This is a genomic window from Streptomyces sp. YPW6 (assembly GCF_018866325.1).
GTDB lineage: Bacteria > Actinomycetota > Actinomycetes > Streptomycetales > Streptomycetaceae > Streptomyces.
Map to the genome: position 1 here is coordinate 1,061,335 of NZ_CP076457.1, position 18,574 is coordinate 1,079,908.

General features: G+C 73.3%; 17 protein-coding genes. 9 read left to right on the forward strand and 8 right to left on the reverse strand.

Going from position 1 to position 18,574, the window contains the following annotated elements:
* Nucleotides 1–53 precede the first annotated feature (53 nt).
* From KME66_RS04695 to KME66_RS04705, 3 genes are all read left to right on the forward strand, one after another.
* Complete coding sequence (locus KME66_RS04695; protein ID WP_073221399.1) at nucleotides 54–764, forward strand: hypothetical protein; 711 nt, start codon at nucleotides 54–56, stop codon at nucleotides 762–764.
* Nucleotides 765–846: 82 nt separating this feature from the next.
* Nucleotides 847–1,476: a GNAT family N-acetyltransferase gene (locus KME66_RS04700; RefSeq protein ID WP_216319284.1), complete on the forward strand. Its 630-nt coding sequence runs from the start codon at nucleotides 847–849 to the stop codon at nucleotides 1,474–1,476.
* 9 nt (nucleotides 1,477–1,485) lie between these two features.
* Nucleotides 1,486–1,683, forward strand: coding sequence for a hypothetical protein (locus tag KME66_RS04705; RefSeq protein WP_073221663.1), 198 nt, complete (start codon nucleotides 1,486–1,488; stop codon nucleotides 1,681–1,683).
* 66 nt (nucleotides 1,684–1,749) lie between these two features.
* Here the strand turns inward: KME66_RS04705 and KME66_RS04710 are convergent, their stop codons facing one another.
* Both KME66_RS04710 and KME66_RS04715 read right to left on the reverse strand, forming a co-directional pair.
* Nucleotides 1,750–3,357: an AMP-binding protein gene (locus KME66_RS04710; protein ID WP_216319287.1), complete on the reverse strand. Its 1,608-nt coding sequence runs from the start codon at nucleotides 3,355–3,357 to the stop codon at nucleotides 1,750–1,752.
* A complete protein-coding gene (locus tag KME66_RS04715) occupies nucleotides 3,354–5,030 on the reverse strand; it encodes an AMP-binding protein (protein WP_216319290.1) in 1,677 nt (558 codons plus the stop codon). The genes KME66_RS04710 and KME66_RS04715 overlap by 4 nt, the downstream gene beginning before the upstream one ends.
* Nucleotides 5,031–5,160: 130 nt before the next feature.
* Between KME66_RS04715 and KME66_RS04720 the strand changes: the two genes are divergently transcribed.
* A complete protein-coding gene (locus tag KME66_RS04720) occupies nucleotides 5,161–6,003 on the forward strand; it encodes a response regulator transcription factor (protein ID WP_216319293.1) in 843 nt (280 codons plus the stop codon).
* A 182-nt stretch (nucleotides 6,004–6,185) separates the two neighbouring features.
* On the opposite strand, the gene KME66_RS04725 is transcribed toward KME66_RS04720, so the two are convergent.
* Nucleotides 6,186–7,328, reverse strand: coding sequence for a winged helix DNA-binding domain-containing protein (locus KME66_RS04725; protein ID WP_073221385.1), 1,143 nt, complete (start codon nucleotides 7,326–7,328; stop codon nucleotides 6,186–6,188).
* A 118-nt stretch (nucleotides 7,329–7,446) separates the two neighbouring features.
* Between KME66_RS04725 and KME66_RS04730 the strand changes: the two genes are divergently transcribed.
* Nucleotides 7,447–8,319 (forward strand): DMT family transporter, encoded by an 873-nt coding sequence (locus KME66_RS04730; RefSeq protein ID WP_216319295.1) that lies wholly within the window; start codon nucleotides 7,447–7,449, stop codon nucleotides 8,317–8,319.
* A 9-nt stretch (nucleotides 8,320–8,328) separates the two neighbouring features.
* On the opposite strand, the gene KME66_RS04735 is transcribed toward KME66_RS04730, so the two are convergent.
* Both KME66_RS04735 and KME66_RS04740 read right to left on the reverse strand, forming a co-directional pair.
* Nucleotides 8,329–9,381, reverse strand: a complete 1,053-nt coding sequence (locus KME66_RS04735) for a glutathione S-transferase family protein (RefSeq protein WP_216319298.1) — start codon at nucleotides 9,379–9,381, stop codon at nucleotides 8,329–8,331.
* A complete protein-coding gene (locus tag KME66_RS04740; RefSeq protein ID WP_216319301.1) occupies nucleotides 9,378–10,877 on the reverse strand; it encodes an MFS transporter in 1,500 nt (499 codons plus the stop codon). The genes KME66_RS04735 and KME66_RS04740 overlap by 4 nt, the downstream gene beginning before the upstream one ends.
* 127 nt (nucleotides 10,878–11,004) lie before the next feature.
* On the opposite strand from KME66_RS04740, the gene KME66_RS04745 reads away from it, so the two are divergent.
* The 3 genes from KME66_RS04745 to KME66_RS04755 all read left to right on the forward strand — a co-directional run bounded on the left by KME66_RS04745 (nucleotide 11,005) and on the right by KME66_RS04755 (nucleotide 15,300).
* The gene (locus KME66_RS04745) at nucleotides 11,005–11,400 is read left to right on the forward strand and encodes a VOC family protein (RefSeq protein WP_073221374.1); all 396 of its coding nucleotides are present in this window, start codon (nucleotides 11,005–11,007) and stop codon (nucleotides 11,398–11,400) included.
* A gap of 178 nt (nucleotides 11,401–11,578) precedes the next feature.
* Nucleotides 11,579–12,682, forward strand: coding sequence for a glycoside hydrolase family 5 protein (locus tag KME66_RS04750; protein WP_216319304.1), 1,104 nt, complete (start codon nucleotides 11,579–11,581; stop codon nucleotides 12,680–12,682).
* Between the two features lie 206 nt (nucleotides 12,683–12,888).
* Entirely contained in the window at nucleotides 12,889–15,300 is a 2,412-nt protein-coding gene (locus KME66_RS04755; protein WP_216319307.1) for an endonuclease/exonuclease/phosphatase family protein, read from the forward strand.
* Between the two features lie 31 nt (nucleotides 15,301–15,331).
* On the opposite strand, the gene KME66_RS04760 is transcribed toward KME66_RS04755, so the two are convergent.
* The 3 genes from KME66_RS04760 to KME66_RS04770 are packed head-to-tail and all read right to left on the reverse strand — an operon-like array spanning nucleotide 15,332 to nucleotide 17,788.
* A complete protein-coding gene (locus KME66_RS04760) occupies nucleotides 15,332–16,270 on the reverse strand; it encodes an alpha/beta fold hydrolase (RefSeq protein ID WP_216319310.1) in 939 nt (312 codons plus the stop codon).
* A gap of 22 nt (nucleotides 16,271–16,292) precedes the next feature.
* Entirely contained in the window at nucleotides 16,293–17,558 is a 1,266-nt protein-coding gene (locus tag KME66_RS04765) for a beta-ketoacyl synthase (RefSeq protein ID WP_216319313.1), read from the reverse strand.
* Nucleotides 17,555–17,788, reverse strand: a complete 234-nt coding sequence (locus tag KME66_RS04770) for an acyl carrier protein (protein WP_073221358.1) — start codon at nucleotides 17,786–17,788, stop codon at nucleotides 17,555–17,557. Before KME66_RS04770 ends, KME66_RS04765 begins: the two co-directional genes overlap by 4 nt.
* A 274-nt stretch (nucleotides 17,789–18,062) precedes the next feature.
* Between KME66_RS04770 and KME66_RS04775 the strand changes: the two genes are divergently transcribed.
* Nucleotides 18,063–18,509 carry a nitroreductase family deazaflavin-dependent oxidoreductase gene (locus KME66_RS04775; protein ID WP_216319316.1) on the forward strand — a complete coding sequence of 149 codons (447 nt, stop codon included), beginning with the start codon at nucleotides 18,063–18,065 and terminating at the stop codon, nucleotides 18,507–18,509.
* Nucleotides 18,510–18,574 lie beyond the last annotated feature (65 nt).

The following is an 18,574-nucleotide window of genomic DNA, read 5'->3' on the forward strand; positions in this document are numbered from 1 at the left end:
GCGTCAGGCACGGAGCGGAGTCGGCCGCGCGGCCGTGCCGGAGGGAGGGATCCGTGGAGTCCGTGCCGGTCCGGTGCCCCGTCTGCCACCGGGACCACGCCTTCAGCACACCGGCCTACCCCTGCCCGTGCGGCAGACCCACCGCCCCGCCGCTGCTGGCGGACGTCCCGGCGGTCCGGGTCGCCCACCGCAGCTGGAACGACGCCTGGGTCACCGTGCGCTGCGCGTCCTGCGCCCGGGAGGACCAGTGGCCGCAACCCGAGCTGTGCTGCCCGTGCGGCACCGTCCTGCGGATACCGGTGCGCCCGGTGACCGCCGCCCCGCCCCCTCGGTCCCCGGTCGCCCCGGCCCACATCCCGCTGCCGCGCACCGCCGCGCACCCGCGCCCCGCGTTCCGCCCGACGGCGATCCGTACGGGCCACGACGCGGTGAGCGCGGCCGGCCTGTATCTGACCTGGCTCGGCTTTGCCGACGTCGGGCGGCCGGGCGCCGGACCGGCCTCCGGGATCGATCTGCGGGGCGACGGAGTCATCGCCCGGGTCGACTCCAGCACCCGCCCGGCCACGCTGCGCGCGGTCGAGACCCTCTGGCTCAACGCCCTGGGCACCTCGGCGACCGGGGTGTTCTTCTCCCTCGCGGGGTACGCGGCCGACGCGCGGGCCCGCGCGGACGGCGTCGGCCTCCCGCTCTTCGTCCTGGACCTCACGGGAACCCCGCAGCCGGTGAACGGCCCTGCGGACGAACTGGTGAGCACGGGCGCCTGAACGAACGAACCGGGCCCCGCCCCGGGAGCCGGATCCGGCCACCCGCGTACCGGTCCGGCTTCCGGCGCGGCACACTGAGTGCATGCGTATCCGCTCCGCCAGACGCCCGGATCTCCCGCTGCTCCAGGAGATCGAGCGCGCCGCAGGGGAACCGTTCCGCGCCCTGGGCATGGCCTTCGTGGCCGACGACGATCCGCCCCCGCTCGACCTGCTGGAGAGCTACCGGCAGGCAGGCCGTTGCTGGGTGGCCACCGACCCCCTCTCCGCCACCGGCGACCGGCCGCTCGGCTATGTGCTCGCCGATCCCGTCGACGACGCCCTGCACATCGAGCAGGTCTCGGTCGACCCCGGCGCCGCCCGCCGGGGCATCGGGCGGGACCTGATCGCCCACCTCGCCGCCCTGGCCGCCCGGCAGGGCATGGCGGCGCTGACCCTGACCACCTTCACCGACGTGCCGTGGAACGCCCCGTACTACGCCCGCATCGGATTCCGGATCCTGGGCGAGGACGAACTCACCGACGGGCTTCGCACGATCCGCGCCGAAGAGGCCCAGCACGGTCTGGACCGCTGGCCCCGGGTCTGCATGCGCCGCGAGCTGTCGGCCGTTCCCCGGCCGGCGCAGGCCCCGGCGCCCGCGAGGACGCCTCCGGTTCCGGACACTTCCGGGGCGTCGGACGCCTCGGGAGCCCTCGCTGTCAGTGGCGGCCCCTAAACTGTGCGCATGGCTTTACTCCCCGACAGCTTCCGCCCCGCAGACCGCCCCGCGCCCGCCGCCGAGCAGGCCAACGAGGCCATCCGCGCGCTCGTCGACTCCACCGGACCGGACTGGTCCGCGGTGGCGGCGGCGACGTACGAGGTGCTGCTCATCGAGTGGGCGGCGGCGACCCGAGGGGACCCCGACATCATCGAAGCCGCCTGACCCGGCGCCCGCCCGGCCCCCTCCCGCCGCTCGCCGTCCGCCCACGTCTCGTCAGTCCGTGTCTCGTCAGTCCGCGTACGCCTCACGCAGTTCGATCTTGCGGACCTTCCCGCTGACCGTCATCGGGAAGGCCTCGAGGACCCGCAGCCTGCGCGGGATCTTGTAGTGGGCGAGCCGCTCCCGGCAGTGCTCGGTGAGTTCCTCCAGGGTGGGCGGGTCGGCCGGGTCCCGGGGGATGACGCAGGCGAGGATCTCCTCGCCGTAGCGCTCGTCCGGGACCCCGACCACCTGCACGTCGGCGATCTTCGGGTGGCCGTGCAGGAACTCCTCGATCTCGCGCGGGTACACGTTCTCGCCGCCTCGGATGATCATGTCCTTGATCCGGCCGACCACCTCGACGTAACCGTCCTCGCCCATCACCGCGAGATCGCCCGTGTGCATCCACCGACCGGCGTCGATCACCTCGGCGGTGCGGTCGGGCTGGTCCCAGTAGCCGAGCATCACGCTGTAGCCCCGGGTGCGCAGTTCGCCCGAGGTGCCGCGCGGCAGGGTGACGCCGGTGACGGGATCGACGACCTTGACCTCGATGTGCGGCAGCACACGGCCCACCGTGCCGGTCCGGCGTCCCAGGTCGTCGTCGCGGCGGGTCTGGGTGGAGACGGGTGACGTCTCCGTCATGCCGTAGCAGATGGACACCTCGGCCATGTGCATCTCGGCGACGACCCGCTTCATCACCTCGGCCGGGCAGGGGGATCCGGCCATGATCCCGGTCCGCAGCGAGGAGAGGTCGTACGCGGCGAAGTCCGGCAGGTTCAGTTCCGCGATGAACATGGTGGGCACCCCGTACAGCGAGGTGCAGCGCTCCTGCTGCACGGCCGCGAGGACGGTCGCGGGTTCGAAGGACGGACCGGGGATCACGACGCAGGCGCCGTGCGAGGTGCAGGCGAGGTTGCCCATCACCATGCCGAAGCAGTGGTAGAAGGGCACCGGGAGGCAGACCCGGTCCGCCTCGGTGTAGGTGATCGTCTCGCCCACGAAGTAGCCGTTGTTGAGGATGTTGTGGTGGGAGAGCGTCGCTCCCTTGGGGAAGCCGGTCGTGCCCGAGGTGTACTGGATGTTGATCGGGTCGTCGCAGGACAGCTCCGCCTCGCGGGCCGCCAGTTGGTCGCGTGTGACGCCGGGGGCGGCGGCCGTCAGCTCCGCCCAGGACGGGTCGCCGATGTAGTGGACAGCCCGCAGCCCGGGGCAGTTGCCGCGGACCTGCCCGACGAGGGCCCGGTAGTCGCTGGTGCGGTGGGCGAGCGAGGCGATCAGCAGGGAGATGCCCGCCTGCTTCAGGACGAACTCCACCTCGTGGGCGCGGTAGGCCGGGTTGACGGTGACCATGACGGCCCCGATCCGGGCGGTGGCGTACTGGACGAGCACCCACTCGGGGCAGTTGACCGCCCAGATGCCGACCCGGTCGCCCTTCGCCACGCCCGACGCCATCAGGGCCCGGGCCAGTTCGTCGACGTCCGCGACGAGTTCGGTGTACGTCCAGCGCCGGCCCGAGGCCACGTCGACCAGGGCCTCGCGGTCGCCGTGCTGGGCGGCCGTCCGGTCCAGGTTGCGGCCGATGGTGTCGCCGAGCAGCGCGGTGTCGCCGGTGCCGTGCGCGTAGGAGAGCAGGCTCACTTCAGGTCTCCCTCGTCGAACTCGGCTCCGGTGCCGAGAGCGGTGCGTTCGCGGAGCTCGATGCGGCGGATCTTGCCCGAGACGGTCTTGGGCAGTTCCGCGAACTCCAGCCTGCGGATGCGCTTGTACGGGGCGAGGACCGCCCGGGAGTGCGCGAAGAGGACCTTCGCGGTGTCCGGCCCCGGCTCCCAGCCGTCCGCGAGCACGACGTACGCCTTCGGGACGGCGAGGCGGAGCGGGTCGGGGGCGGGCACGACGGCGGCCTCGGCCACCGCCTCGTGTTCCAGCAGGGCGCTCTCCAGCTCGAACGGCGAGATCTTGTAGTCGGATGCCTTGAACACGTCGTCGGCGCGGCCGACGTAGGTGATGTAGCCGTCCTCGTCACGGGCCCCGATGTCCCCCGTGCGGTAGTAGCCGCCGGCCATCGCCTCGGCCGTGCGGTCGGGGTCGCCGTGGTAGCCGGTCATCAGCCCGACGGGACGGTCGGCGAGGTCGAGGGCGATCTCCCCCTCGGCCGCCCCGGGCTGCCCGGTGACCGGGTCGAGCAGCTCGACGGTGAATCCGGGGCTCGGGCGGCCCATGGAGCCGGTCTTGAGCGGCTGGCCGGGGGTGTTGGCGACCTGGACGGCGGTCTCGGTCTGCCCGAAACCGTCCCGGACGGTGACGCCCCATTCCCGTCGGACCGTCTCGATGACCTCCGGGTTCAGCGGCTCACCGGCCGCGACGACCTCGCGCGGCGGGGTGGCCAGCCGGCTCAGGTCCGCCTGGATGAGCATCCGCCAGACCGTCGGCGGGGCACAGAAGCTCGTGACGCCCGAGCGGTCCATCTCGGCCATCAGCCGGCCCGCGTCGAAGCGGGTGTAGTTGAAGATGAAGACGGTGGCCTCGGCGGTCCACGGAGCGAAGAGGTTGGACCAGGCGTGCTTGGCCCAACCGGGCGAGGAGATGTTCAGATGGACGTCGCCGGGCTTGAGGCCGATCCAGTACATCGTCGCCAAGTGGCCGACCGGATAGGACACATGGGTGTGCTCGACCAGCTTGGGGCTGGCGGTGGTACCGGAGGTGAAGTAGAGCATCAGCGGCTCGTCCGCGTCCGTCTCCCGCCGGGCGGTGAACCCGGCGGGCGCCTCGGCCGACTCCGCGTACGGGCGCCAGCCCGCCACCTCCTCCCCCACCGCGATCCGGGTGTAGCGGCCGGGCACCTTGTCGAACTTCGCGGTGTCCACGTCCCGCACCAGCACATGGCGCACCCGGCCGCGCTCCACCCGGTCGCGCAGGTCGGCCGGGCCGAGCAGCGGGGTGGCGGGGATGACGACGGCGCGCAGCTTCATCGCGGCGAGGGCGGTCTCCCACAGCTCGACCTGGTTGCCGAGCATCACGAGGATCCGGTCGCCCTCCCGTACACCCTGCGCCTGCAGCCAGTTGGCGGTCCGGTCGGAGCGCGCCGACATCGCGGCGAAGGACACCTCGGTGCGCCGGCCGTCCTCCTCGACGATGTGCAGGGCGGTCCGGTCGTTGTTCTCGGCGATGACGTCGAACCAGTCCAGCGCCCAGTTGAAGCGGTCCGTCCGCGGCCAGCGGAAGCCGGCGTACGCCCGCTCGTAGTCCTCGCGGTGCTCCAGCAGGAAGTCCCGGGCGGCCCGGAACGTCTCGGTCGCGCTGGTTGCCGACATGTGCCCTCCTCATTACGGACCGGTCGCCTAACATCATGTAAACAGTGACCCAGGTCTCACCACCCCCGGACGGGGGTGGTCCTCTCCCCCGTCCGGGGGGTTGCGCGGGACGGGGTGGAGGAGCGTCGAGGTGCCGGAAGCGGTCGATGCGGTGGAGATGCAGGCGGCGCTGGTGAGGCTGCGCCGCACGAGCGGGCTTCCCGTGGTGTTCGGCGGGCTGCTGTCGGACGCGCGCCACGCACGGATCGCCGAGCTGAACGGGGCGCAGACCAGCGCGCTGCGGGGTCTGGTCGTCTCCGCCGGCAGCGGCCTGGGCGGCAAGGCCATCGCGCTGTCCCGGCCCTGCGCGGTGACGGATTACGCCGCGTCCCGCCACATCAGCCACGAGTACGACGCGGCGGTGGCGGCGGAGGGCCTGCGTTCGGTCGTCGCGGTCCCCGTCGTCGTGCGGCGTGCGGTGCGGGGCGTGCTGTACGGGGCGTTGCGTACGCCGGGGGCGCTCGGCGACCGGACGTTCGACGCGGTGGTGGCGGCGGCCCGTGATGTGGAGCAGTCGCTCGCGGTGCGGGACTCGGCGCGGCAGTTGCTGGCGGCGGGCCGGGAGCGGGTGAGCGACCCGGACGCGGTGCCGGGCGCCTGGGAGGACGTGCGCGAGGCCCACCGCGACCTGCGCGCCCTGGTCCCGCGGGTCGTCGACCCGGTGCTGCGCGACGAGCTGCTGGAGGTCTGCGGCCGGCTCGCCTCGGCGTCGGGGGCCAGGGCGCCCGCGGCCCGGGAGGTCCGCCTCGCCCCGCGCGAGGTGGACGTGGTGGCCTGTGTGGCGGCGGGCGCGACGAACGCGGCGGCGGCCGAGCGGCTGGGGCTGCGGCCCGAGACGGTGAAGGGGTATCTGCGGTCCGCGATGCGGAAGCTGGGGGCGCACACCCGGCTGGAGGCGGTGGTGGCGGCCCGCCGGGCGGGGCTGCTGCCCTGACCCGGACGGCCGGGGACGCCCCACCCGGTCTCCGCCCGGCCCACTCAGCCCTCTTGGCCCGCCCAGCCCGCTCGCCCTCCTGGTCCGCCCGGCCCGCTCAGCCCGTCCACTCGGCCCGCTCAGCTCTCCAGACCCGCCCGACCCGCTCAGCCCTTCTGGCCTGCCCGGTCCACCCGGTCCGCTCAGTCACCGAAGTCCAGGAACGTGCCGAACCGGACCTCGTGGTCCGTCGCGTCCGTCATCACCGTCAGCATCCCCGCCGCCTCCTCGGTGATCTCCGTACGCTGCGCGCGGGTCGGCTTCCGGAGCGGCTGCACGGTGAGGACCGCCGTTCCGCCCTCCCGGTCGACGCGCCACAGGGCGTCGAGGAATCCGTCGACGAGGACGCTCCCGTACGTCTGTTTGCCCTTCCCGTTGCGCCCCTTGTTGACCTCCGGGATGACCCGGGTGCGGTCGGCGTGGCCGAGCAGCACGTTGTCGAACTCGGGCAGGAAGCGCGGCGGGGCCGGGGTGTCCGGGTCGGGGCGCGGGGCGTCCGGGAGGTCGAAGAGCTCGGCGCCCCGCTCGTCGCGGAAGGTGCGCAGGCCGGGCCGCAGCCGTTCGAAGACCTCCCTGGTACGGGTGAGGCCCGCCCACGACTGGAAGTCCATCACCGAGGCGGGGCCGAACGCGCCCAGGTAGCGCAGCACGACGTCGTCGAGCGCGGGCGCGGACACGGGGTCGGCGGACCGGCCGAGCCAGTGCTCGACGGTGGTCAGGGCGACCTGTCCGCCGCGTCCCCACAGTCCGCGCGGGGTGGCCTGGACGAGGGGCAGCAGACAGCGGGCGGCGGCGGAGAGCGCCAGGGGGTCGGCGTCCGGCCAGTGGGTGAGGAGTTCCTCGCGCAGTTCCCCCAGCGGGCGCGGGCGCTCCTCGACGAACTCCTCGGTCACCGCCGCCAGCCGGTCCAGGTCCACGCCGGCCAGTCCGCGCCGGAAGTTCCTCAGCTCCCGGTCGCGCGGCGCCCGTACCAGAGGCCCCAGGGTGAGTGCGTCGTCCGCCGTGTGGGTGTGCAGGGTGGAGCGCAGGGAGACGGTCCGGACGGCCTGACGGGATTCCATCAGGGCGGAGAGCTCCTCGGGGTCGAAGTCCGCGAGCCGGGCGTAGAGCTGGAAGTACGGGGGCTTGGTGTTCTGGGCCTGGAGTCCCACGAGATGGGCGACCGCGTCCTTCGCGGACATCGGTGACCGGCGCAGCAGGAGCTGCCGGTCCAGGGTCGCGCGGTTCAGCGCCCGGGAGGAGAGGACGGCGGGCGGTGCGGCGGTGCGGTGCGTCTTCGCGGCCATGGTCCGCACGGTATCGGGGCTCGCGGTCGGACACGGTCGGCGAGGGTGGCGTACGGGCGTTACGCCCACCGGACCCGTGCGCCGCGCGCCCCGGGCGGGCCGCCGCCATGATGACCGGGTGATCAGTGTCCTGTTCGCCGTCCTGACCGCGCTCAGCAACGGTTCCGCCTCGGTGCTCCAGCGCCGGGCGGCGATGGAGGTGCCGGACAGCGAGGCGATGCGGCTGTCGCTGATGGCCCGTCTGGTGCGGCAGAGGGTGTGGCTGGCGGGGATCGGGCTGGTGATCGTGGCGGCGGTCTGCCAGGCGGTCGCGCTGGCCACCGGGCCCATCGCGGTGGTCCAGCCGATCTTCGTGATCGAGCTGCCGCTGACCCTGCTGGTGGCCGGTCTGGTGATGCGGGTGCGGGCGGACGCGGCCGTCTGGTCCGGGGTCTCGGCGGTCACGGCGGGCCTGGCGCTCGGTATGGCGGCGGCCGCCCCGGTCGAGGGCAGCGACACGGTGGAGGGCGTGGCGTGGCTTCCGGCGCTGCTGGTGACCGGGGTGTTCGAGGCGGGGCTGATCGTCGCCGCGCTCCGCACCCGGGGCAACCCCCGGGCGGCGCTGCTGGGCCTGGCCGCCGCCTGCGGGTACGCGCTGACGGCCGCGCTGATGAAGGACGCGATGGCGAACCTGGACGACGGCGGGCTGGTCGCGCTGCTGGCGTCCTGGCAGCTGTACGCCACGGCGGCGGCCGGGGTGGGTGCGCTCTTCCTGCTCCAGAACGCCCTGCAGGCGGGCAGTCTGGTGGCCGTTCAGCCGATGCTGACGCTGGGGGACGCGCTGATCAGCATCCTGTACGGGGTGACCCTGTTCGACGAGGAGCTGCGGACCGGGTGGTGGCTGCTGCCCGAGCTGGTCGCGCTGGCCCTGATCGCCGCGGGCTGCGTGCGCCTGGCCCGTACGCCCCTGGCCAGGGGCACGCTCGCGCCGTCACCGGCTGCTCCCCGCTGAGCGCCCCGGTCAGCGGGGAGCAGCCGGGGTGACCCGCTCGTCCCGCGGTGCCGGGCCCGGGGGTGTGCCGTCCCCGAAGGGCCGCCCGCCGAGCTGTTCGCGGTGGTGCGGGGTGGTCCAGCCGGAGAGGTCCGGACCGACGGGCACGATGCCGGTGGGGTTGATGCCCGTGTGCACCTCGTAGTAGTGGCGCTTGATGTGGTCGAAGTCGACCGTGTCACCGAATCCGGGGGTCTGGTAGAGGTCGCGGACGTACGCCCACAGGACCGGGTCCTCGGTCAGCTTGCTCCGGTTGCACTTGAAGTGGCCGTGGTAGACGGCGTCGAAGCGGACGAGGGTGGTGAAGAGGCGGATGTCGGCCTCGGTGATGGTGTCGCCGACCAGGTAACGGCGGTCGGCGAGGCGCGCGGAGACCTGGTCAAGGCGGGCGAAGAGGGCCGCGTACGCCTCCTCGTACTCCCGCTGCGAGCTGGCGAAGCCGCACCGGTAGACGCCGTTGTTGACGTCCCGGTAGACGCCCTCCGCCACGTCGTCGATCTCCGCGCGCAGCGGTTCGGGGTAGAGGTCGGGGGCGCCGGGCCGGTGCAGGGCGGTCCATTCGGTGGCGAGGTCGAGGGTGATCTGCTGGTAGTCGTTGGTGACGAGCCGCCCGCTCGGTACGTCGACGACGGCGGGGACGCTGACGCCGCCGGGGTAGTCGCGCTCCCGGGCGTCGTAGGCCTCGCTGAGGTGGTGGATGCCGAGGACCGGGTCCTTGTCCCCGGGGTCGAGGGTGAAGCGCCAGCTGCGGTCGTCCTGGATGGGGTCGGCGACGGCGAGGGAGAGGGCGTCCTCCAGGCCCAGGAGCCGCCGGGAGACCAGGGCCCGGCTCGCCCAGGGGCAGGCCCGGCTGACGACGAGCCGGTAGCGGCCGGATGCGACGGGCCATCCGTCGCGGCCGTCCGCCGTGATCCGGTCGGGGAAGTGGCTCGTGGACCGCTTGAACGGTTTGTGGCCGTAGGCGTCGTTGCCGCTGGTTCCGGCGCTGTCGTTCCCGGTGGCGTCCGTGGTCGTGTCGTTCATGCGGCGCTCCTCGTTGCGTCGGTGTCCGGTCGCTCGTCACGTCGTCTGCCCCGTCGGCCCGCTCCGACATCGGCCACGGCCACGATCAGTGCGGCCAGGACGAAGGCGACGGAGACGATGAGCCCGTGATCGTACGCGTCGGCCCAGCCGTCCGGTCCGACCTGGGCGAAGAAGACCGCACCGACGGCGGCGATGCCGACCGCGGAGCCGACCCGCTGGCCGGTCTGGAGTGTGCCCCCGGCGCTGCCCGCCCGGGGGACGGGGACCTCCGCGAGGGTCAGGGTCTGGTTCGGGGCGATGACCAGCCCGCTGCCGAGGCCGGCGAACAGCAGCGGGCCCGCCATGGCCCAGCCCGCGCCGGTGCCCGGGACCAGGTGGACGGCGACGGCGGTGCCGGCGAGGCCGAGCGCGACCATGGCCAGGCCCGCCACCACGAGCGGGCGGCCGAAGCGGCCGACGAGGCGGCCGCCGATGGACGCGGCGACGCCGGAGCCGAGGGCGAAGGGGGTGATGGCGAGTCCGGACAGGAGGGCGGAGTAGCCGAGACCTGACTGGAGGTAGAGGGTCGTGACGAAGAAGATCGAGGTGAACCCGGCGAAGTAGAGCAGGATCAGCAGACAGCCCAGCCAGTAGGAGCGCAGCCGGAACAGCGACAGGTCCAGGACCGGCTGGACGCGTCCGCCCGTGCACCGCGATTCCCAGGCGACGAACGCGGTGAGCAGGGCCGCGGCCAGGACGAGCAGCAGCCACTTGGTGGTGCCGGGCCACTGCTGGGCCTGGACGAACGGCAGCAGCAGGGCCAGCACCCCGGCGCCCAGGAGCAGCACGCCGAACGGGTCCAGGTCACGGGGCCGGACCCGGGTCGCGGAGGGGGTGTCGGGCAGCAGACGGTGGGCGAGCAGGAGGCAGACGGCGCCGATCGGGAGGTTGACGTAGAAGACCCAGCGCCAGCCGTGGTCCGGTCCGGCGGCCTGGATGAGCAGTCCGCCCAGGAGCGGGCCAACGGCCGTGGAGATGCCGACGACGGTGCCGAACATGCCGAAGGCCCGGCCGCGCTCGCGCCCGGAGAACAACTGCTGGATCAGGGCGGAGATCTGCGGGGAGATCAGGCCGCCCGCGACGCCCTGCACCAGACGGGCGATCACCAGCCAGAGGCTGGACTGGGCGGCTCCGCAGGCGGCGGAGGCCAGGGTGAACAGGGCGAGTCCGGCCATGAAGACCGCCCGGCGGCCCCGCGCGTCGCCGAGGCGTCCGGCCGGGATGAGGAAGAGGCCGAAGGCGAGGGCGTAGCCGGAGAGGACCCATTGGAGGTCGGACTCGGGGGTGTTCAGGCCCTCCCGGATGGAGGGGAGGGCGACGTTGACGATGGAGACGTCCAGCAGGGTCATGAAGCCCGCGACCAGGCAGACGGCGAGTGCCTGCCAACGCCGGGGGTCGGGGCCGTCCGGGGTGGCGTCGCCCCCGGTCGGTCCGGGCTGCGCCGCGCTCCGTGCCATGGTTCGCACCTTAGGTCGCGTGAGGTGTTTCCTCATCCGGGACGCGGCCGCACCGGTGGCCCGGCTTCCGGATCCGGGACGGGTCCGGCCCGGCGTGCCCGCGCCCGCCGGGGGTAGCCGTTGCGGCATGACTGTGGAGAAAACGAGCGTCCTCGTCCTTGACTGTGCCGAGCCCGTCGAGCTGGCCGAGTTCTACGCCTCTCTGCTCGGCGCGGAGACCCGGATCAGCACCGACCCCGACTTCATCGAGATCGTCGGCACGGACGGCGTCCGGCTGGCGGTCCGCCGCGACCACGGCTACGCCCCGCCGAGCTGGCCGCGCCCGGAGGACTCGCAGCAGGCGCATCTGCGGATCCTGGTGGCACGGGAGGACATCGACGAGGCCGAGCGGGAGGCGATATCCCTGGGGGCGCGGCCCGTCGACACCGGTGACAGCAACAACGGCCCCCGGGACGTGCGGGTGTACGGGGATCCCGCGGGGCACTCCTTCTCGCTGGCGGTGTATCCGCTGCCGGAGGGCTGAGCGGCAGACCGGCACATCCGGAGCGGACACCTGGCGGAAGGGCCCCAACGGGCCCTTCCGCCAGGCGCGTTAACAGGAAGGAAAGTTTCCCATCACCGTTGACGCCAATTGGAAGGAAGCTTTACTTTCAGTTCTGCCGACATGGCGCCTCCCACCCCCCTCCGAAGGGAGCACCACCATGCACCAGCGCACCACTCCCCCCACCGGCCCTACCGGCCCCACCGCCACGCCCCGCCGCGGCCGAACGGCCCGCAAGGCCCTGCTCGCCGCGTCCGCGCTCGGTGTCGTCACCGCGCTGCTGACCCCGCTGCGCGCCGGAGCCGCACCCGCGCCCGCCTCCACCGCCGGCGCCGCTCCCACCGCCGCCACCCCGCTCGCCGCCAACGGGCAGCTCTCCGTCTGCGGACGCCGGCTCTGCAACGCCTCCGGCCGGGCGGTCGCGCTCAACGGCATGAGCACGCACGGCACCCAGTGGTACGCGCAGTGCGTCACCGACGGCTCGCTCGACGCGCTCGCCCGGGACTGGCGCTCCGACGTGCTGCGCGTCTCCACGTACGTACAGGAGGGCGGCTACGAGACGGACCCGGCCGGATTCACCGCCCGCGCGCAGAAGTTCGTCGACGCGGCACACGCACGCGGCATGTACGCGGTGATCGACTGGCACATGCTGACCCCGGGCGACCCGAACGCGAACCTGGACCGGGCGAAGACCTTCTTCACGGCGATGGCCAAGAAGTACAAGAACCACCCGGGGGTGCTCTACGAGATCGCCAACGAGCCCTCGGGGGTGAGCTGGCCCGCCATCAAGTCGTACGCCGAGCGGATCATCCCGGTGATCCGGGCCCAGGATCCCGACGCGGTCGTACTGGTCGGCACCCGCGCCTGGTCCTCCTTCGGCGTGTCCGAGGGTTCCGACGAGTCGGAGGTCGTCAACAACCCCGTCAACGCCACGAACATCATGTACACCTTCCACTTCTACGCGGCCTCGCACCGCGAGGAGTACCTGAGGACGCTCGACCGGGCGTCCGACCGGCTGCCGGTGTTCGTCACGGAGTTCGGGACGCAGAACTACGCGGGCGAGGGCGCGAACGACTTCGCCATGTCACAGCGCTACCTCGACCTGATGAAGCGCAAGAAGATCTCCTGGACCAACTGGAACTACTCCGACGACCACCGCTCCGGGGCCGTCTTCAAGACCGGCACCTGCGCCGGCGGCACCTGGACCGGCACCGGAGTCCTCAAGGAGGCCGGGGTCTGGATCCGCGACCGCATCCGCGCGTGACGCGGGGCCCGTCCGAGCGCCGCCGCCCGGACGGCGGGAGACCGTCGTGACGCGCCCGGTGCGGCCCCCTTCCGGGACCGCACCGGGCGCGTTGCCGCGACGGTCACTGCGGATACGCACGGAATTAACCCCCGAAGCCTTGTCATGCCCCGTTCTACGCGCATAGCTTTTGCCCCTACCACTCAGTTCAGTTGGGGGCTCCTCCCGTGCAGATATCCAGATCCGGTTCCGTCCTGCTGACCGGCGCCGTCGCCGCCGCTCTCGCGGTGACCGCCCTGCCCGCCGCCCAGGCGGCGCCGTCGGCCACCGCCGTCATCTCCGAGGTGTACGGCGGCGGGGGCAACTCCGGCGCGACCCTGACCCGTGACTTCGTCGAGCTGGCCAACGCCGGCTCCGCGTCCTTCGAGGTCGACGGCCTCAGCGTCCAGTACCTGCCGGGCAGCCCGTCGGCCGGATCGCTCTGGCAGGTCTCCCCGCTGTCCGGGGCGATCGCGCCCGGCGGCCGCTATCTGGTCGCGCAGGCCACGGGCGCCGGCGGAACGGTCGCGCTGCCCGCTCCGGACGCCACCGGCACCGTCGCCATGGGGGCGGGCAGCGGAACCGTCGCCCTGGTCTCCGGGACGAGCCCGCTCACCTGCAAGACGGCGGCGGACTGCGCCGCGGACACCCGGATCGTCGACCTGGTCGGCTACGGCTCCGCGGTCGTCCGGGAGGGCAGCGGCCCGGTCCCCGGCGCCTCGGCCACCGCTTCGGTCGCGCGGGCCGCCTCGCTCGCCGACACCGACGACAACGCGGCCGACCTCGCCGCGGGCGCTCCCACCCCGGTCAACTCCAAGGGCGAGACGTCCGGCGGCGGGCAGCCGCCCGAGGAGCCCGGCCCGACCGAGCCCGGCGACGTCCGGATCCACGACATTCAGGGCACCACCCGTGTCTCCCCGCTGGCCGGCGCGGCCGTCACCGGCGTCCCGGGCGTCGTCACCGGCGTCAGGACCTCGGGCTCGCGCGGCTTCTGGATCCAGGAGACCGCGCCGGACGGCGACCCGCGCACCAGCGAGGGCCTGTTCGTCTACACCGGCTCCACCGCGCCGGCCGTGAAGGCGGGTGACATGGTCCTGGTGAGCGGGAAGGTGGCCGAGTACTACCCGGGCAGCGCCACCCAGTCGATCACCCAGATCACCGGCCCCCGCGTCACCGTCCTCTCCTCCGGCAACGCGCTGCCGGCACCGGTCGTCCTCGACGCCCGCTCGGTGCCCGGCCGTTACGTCCCCACGGCCGACGGCGGCTCGATCGACCCGCTGCCGCTGGAGCCGAAGCGGTACGCCCTGGACCTGTACGAGTCGCTGGAGGGCCTCCGGGTCCAGATCGCCGACACCCGGGTGACCGGGGCGACGACGAAGTACGACGAGATCTGGGTGACGGTCAAGCCGAAGGAGAACCCGACCCGGCGCGGCGGCACGCTCTACGCCTCGTACGAGGACCAGAACACCGGACGCCTCAAGGTGATGTCCCTGGACCCGGCGCAGCCCGTCCCCGCGGCGAACGTGGGAGACGTGCTGAAGGGCCGCACCACCGGGGTGCTCGACTACGCCTCCTACGGCGGCTACAACCTCCAGGCCACCGAGCTGGGCACGCACGTCGACAAGAAGCTGCGCCGCGAGGTGACGCGCCAGCAGCGCAAGGGCGAGCTGGCGGTCGCCACGTACAACGTCGAGAACCTGGACGCGGCCGACGACCAGGCCAAGTTCGACACGCTGGCCGAGGGCGTCGCGAAGAACCTCTCGTCCCCCGACATCGTCTCGCTGGAGGAGATCCAGGACGACAACGGGCCCGTGAACGACGGCACCGTGGGCTCCGAGGCGACGCTGAAGCGGTTCACGGACGCGATCGTCGCCCAGGGCGGCCCGCGCTACGCCTGGCGCTACGTCGCCCCGGAGAACAACCAGGACGGCGGCGAGCCCGGCGGCAACATCCGCAACGTCTTCCTCTACAACCCCGACCGGGTCTCCTTCGTGGACCGGCCGGGCGGCGACGCCACCACTCCGGTGGAGGCGGTGAAGACCTGGAAGGGCGTGAAGCTCTCGGCGTCACCCGGCCGGATCAACCCGGCGAGCCCGGCGTGGGAGTCCAGCCGCAAGCCGCTGGTGGGCGAGTTCGTCTTCCGGGGCAGGTCGGTCTTCGTCATCGGCACCCACTTCGGCTCCAAGGGCGGCGACCAGCCCCTGCACGGCCGCTTCCAGGAGCCGACGCGCTCCTCGGAGACGAAGCGGGTCCAGCAGGCCGCCGAGGTCAACACGTTCGTCACCTCGCTGCTGAAGGCGGACAAGTCGGCGCGGGTGGTGGCGCTCGGGGACTTCAACGACTTCGAGTTCTCCCCGACGTTCACGGCGCTGACCGAGGGCCGGGTGCTGAAGCCGCTCATCACGACGCTGCCCGCGTCCGAGCGGTACAGCTACGTCTACGACGGCAACTCCCAGACCCTGGACCACATCCTGACCAGCCCGGCGATCCGGCGCCTCGACTACGACGTGGTGCACATCAACGCCGAGTTCGCCGATCAGGCGAGCGACCACGACCCGCAGGTGGTGCGGATCAAGGTCAGCGGCCGTAAGGCCCGGTAGGGCGTGCGGCACCGCCCCGGCGGGCGCTCCTTCAGGTGCGCCCGGCCGGGGCCCTGTGCTGCCGCGGCAGCACGGCCGCACCGCTCGCGGCCGGTGCGACGGCCCCGGCCGGCGCACCGGCCGCCGGCTCCCGCCCGGTGAAGAACCCGGTGACGAGCGAGGCCACCTCCTCGGCCCGCTCCAGGACCACCCAGTGGTCGGACTCCCCGATCGTCAGGAACCGGCTGCCCTCGATCGTCGCGGCGAACTCCCGCTGCCGCGCGGGCGAGGTCACCGTGTCGTGCTCCCCGGCGAAGACCAGCGCCGGCACACCGGCGAGCCCGCCGGTGAAGTCGGGCCGGTCGGCCAGCGCCCGGTGGAGCGAGTCCGCCGCGTGGGGCGAGTGGGTGAGCGCGTGGAGGAAGGAGCGCCGGACATAGCGCCGGGCCAGCTCCCGTCGGTGCACCGGGCGTTCGGGGTCCAGGCACATCAGCGCGTCGGCCGCCGTCGCGGCGAACTGGTCACGGTCCCCGGCCGCCAGTTGCCGCCGGGCCTGCTCCCAGCAGGCGGCCTGTTCGGCGTCGATGTGGACCGGCACCCCGCCGAGGGCGAGCCGGGCCACCCGGTCCGGATGCCGCTGGGCGAAGCCGAAGGCGATGGCGGTGCCGTAGGAGAAGCCGAAGATGTTCAGCCGGGGGGCGCCGAGGTCGTCGGCGATGCCGAGGACGGCGCGGCGCAGCAGATCGGCGCTGGGTCCCGGCGGAAGCGGGTCGGCGCCGCCCATACCGGGCAGGTCGGCGGTGACCACGTCGGTGGCGGGGCCCAGGTGGTCGTCCATCTGGGGCCAGCCGAACATGCCCTGGAGCGCACCGCCGAGAATGAGCGTCGGTTCCGTGCGGGGGACGGCCCCACCGCTCCGGTCGTACGGCAGGACGCGGTAGCCGTAGCGCACTGGGCCGGCCGACAGGGTCCGGATGATCTCCTCGGGCATGTGCTGCTGCGTTTCCTTCCGCTCAGGGCCTGGTGAGGACGAGTGCCGCGTTGTGTCCGCCGAAGCCGAGCGAGGTCTTGACGGCACAGTCGAAGGCGGCGGCGCGGGCTTCCTTGGCGACCACGTCGAGGGGGATCTGCGGATCGGGCGCGTCCAGGTTGACGGTCGGCGGGACCAGCTGGTGCTGGAGGGCGAGCACGGTGAGCGCGGCCTCGATGCCGCCCGCCGCGCCGAGGGTGTGGCCGGTCATCGCCTTGGTGGAGGTCACCAGCGGGCTCTCCCCGAGGACGCGGCGCAGCATCGTCGCCTCGATCAGGTCGTTGGAGAGGGTCGACGTGCCGTGGGCGTTGACGTGCCCGACGTCGGCCGGGGAGAGGCCCGCATCGGCGAGCGCGGTACGCAGGGCGCGTTCGATGCCGAGGCCGTCCGGGTCCGGGGCGACGGCCGAGTGGGCGTCGCTGGAGGCGCCGTAGCCGTTCACCCGGGCGCGGACGGTGGCGCCCCGGGCACGGGCGTGGTCCGGGTGTTCCAGGACGAGCAGGCCCGCCCCCTCGCCGACCACGAAGCCGTCCCGGTGGGTGTCGAAGGGGCGGCAGGCGGCCGCGGGGTCCTCACGGCGGGTGGAGACGGCCTTGAGGCTGCACGCGCTGGCGATCAGCAGACGGGCGCAGGTGGATTCCGCGCCGCCCGTGATGACGACGTCGCAGGCCCCGGAGCGGAGCATCTGGTGGGCGGTGCCGATGGCGACGGTGCCGGAGGAGCAGGCGGTGGAGACGGCCTGACTGGGTCCGTGGACGCCGAGATCCAGGCTGACGCTGCTGGCCGCGCCGTTGACGACGCTGAGCGGGGCGAGTTTCGGGGAGACGCGGCGGGGGCCGCGCGAGGCGAGCGCGACGGCCTGTTCGTCGTAGAAGGGCAGTCCGCCGTGGGCGGAGCCGATGACGACGCCGACGCGGCCGCTGTCCCAGACGGCCGGGTCGAGACCGGCGTCGGCGACGGCCTCACGGGCGGCGATGACGGCGAACTGCGCGAAGCGGTCCATCAGCCGCTGGGTGGCCACCCCGAGGACGGCCGCCGGGTCGCAGTCGGTGACGGAGTAGAAGAAGTCGCAGGGCAGGCCGTCCAGTTCGGGCCGGGGCGCGGCGGACGGCGCGAGGCCCTCGGTGACGCCGTGCCAGGCGGCTTCCACACCCGTACCGGCCGAGGTGACCAGGCCGACGCCGGTGACGGCGGCGGCGAACGGGGCGAGCGGGGCCCGGCGGTAGGGGGCTGCGGCGGCCGCGGTCATGCGGTGACCTTCCCGTGCACGGCCTCGACGAGGCGGCCGACGGTGTCGCGCGAGGTGAGCGCGACGTCCTCCAGGTCCACGTCCAGCCGGTCCTCGATGTGCAGCCGCAGTTCCTCCAGGGCGAGGGAGTCCAGCCGTAGCCGGTGCAGCGGAACTTCGGGGCGGATGGCCTCGGGGTCGGTGCCGAACTTCGTCACCAGCAGCGTGCTGATCTCTTCCGACGTGCTCATGCGGCTCTCCTGGGCTCGGTGACGCGGTGACGCCGGCCGCGTGGTGAGGGGAGGGGGAGGGGAGGGGCCATCGGGGGACGCCGGCTGCTCCGGAAGGACCCTTTATACGCCCTCGCGGGCGGGCCCCCGGCCCGCGTTCCCCCGTGCGGTGGGAGGGCTGTCCAGGTGTGCGATTCCGGGGTGCGGTGACGAGGGAGGGCAAGCGCGCGGGGAAGCGGGGATGCCAGGATGGGGGCGCGGCCCGCAGGGGGCGCCAGGAGAGAAGGAGAAGCCCATGACGGCCGAGCAGGACGACGGGCCGGAGGCCGCGCCGAGCCCCGCCGCGTGGGTGGCCCGGCAGGCCGAGCTGTACGAGTCGTCCGGCGGCACGGAGGGCACCACCCAGCTCGGTGTCCCCTGCCTGCTGATGGACTACGTCGGCCGGCGCAGCGGGACGGTGCGGCGCACGGTCCTGATGTACGGCCGGGACGGTGAGGACTATCTGATCGTGGCGTCCAACGGCGGATCGGACCGGCCGCCGATGTGGTATCTGAACCTCCAGGCGAACCCGGAGGTCCGACTGCGGGTGGAGACCGAGCGGTTCGCGGCGGTCGCGGCCACGCTGCCGGCCGCGGAGAAGGCACGGGTCTGGCCGGGCCTGGTGGAGCTGTTCCCCCGCTACGGGGAGTATCAGGCGGGCACCGAGCGGGACATCCCGGTGGTCCGGCTGACGCGGACCTGAGACGGTGGCCGGGGGCCGGGACGGCGGACGCGGCGATCGCGGGGTCCGGCCGCCGGAAGCCCTTA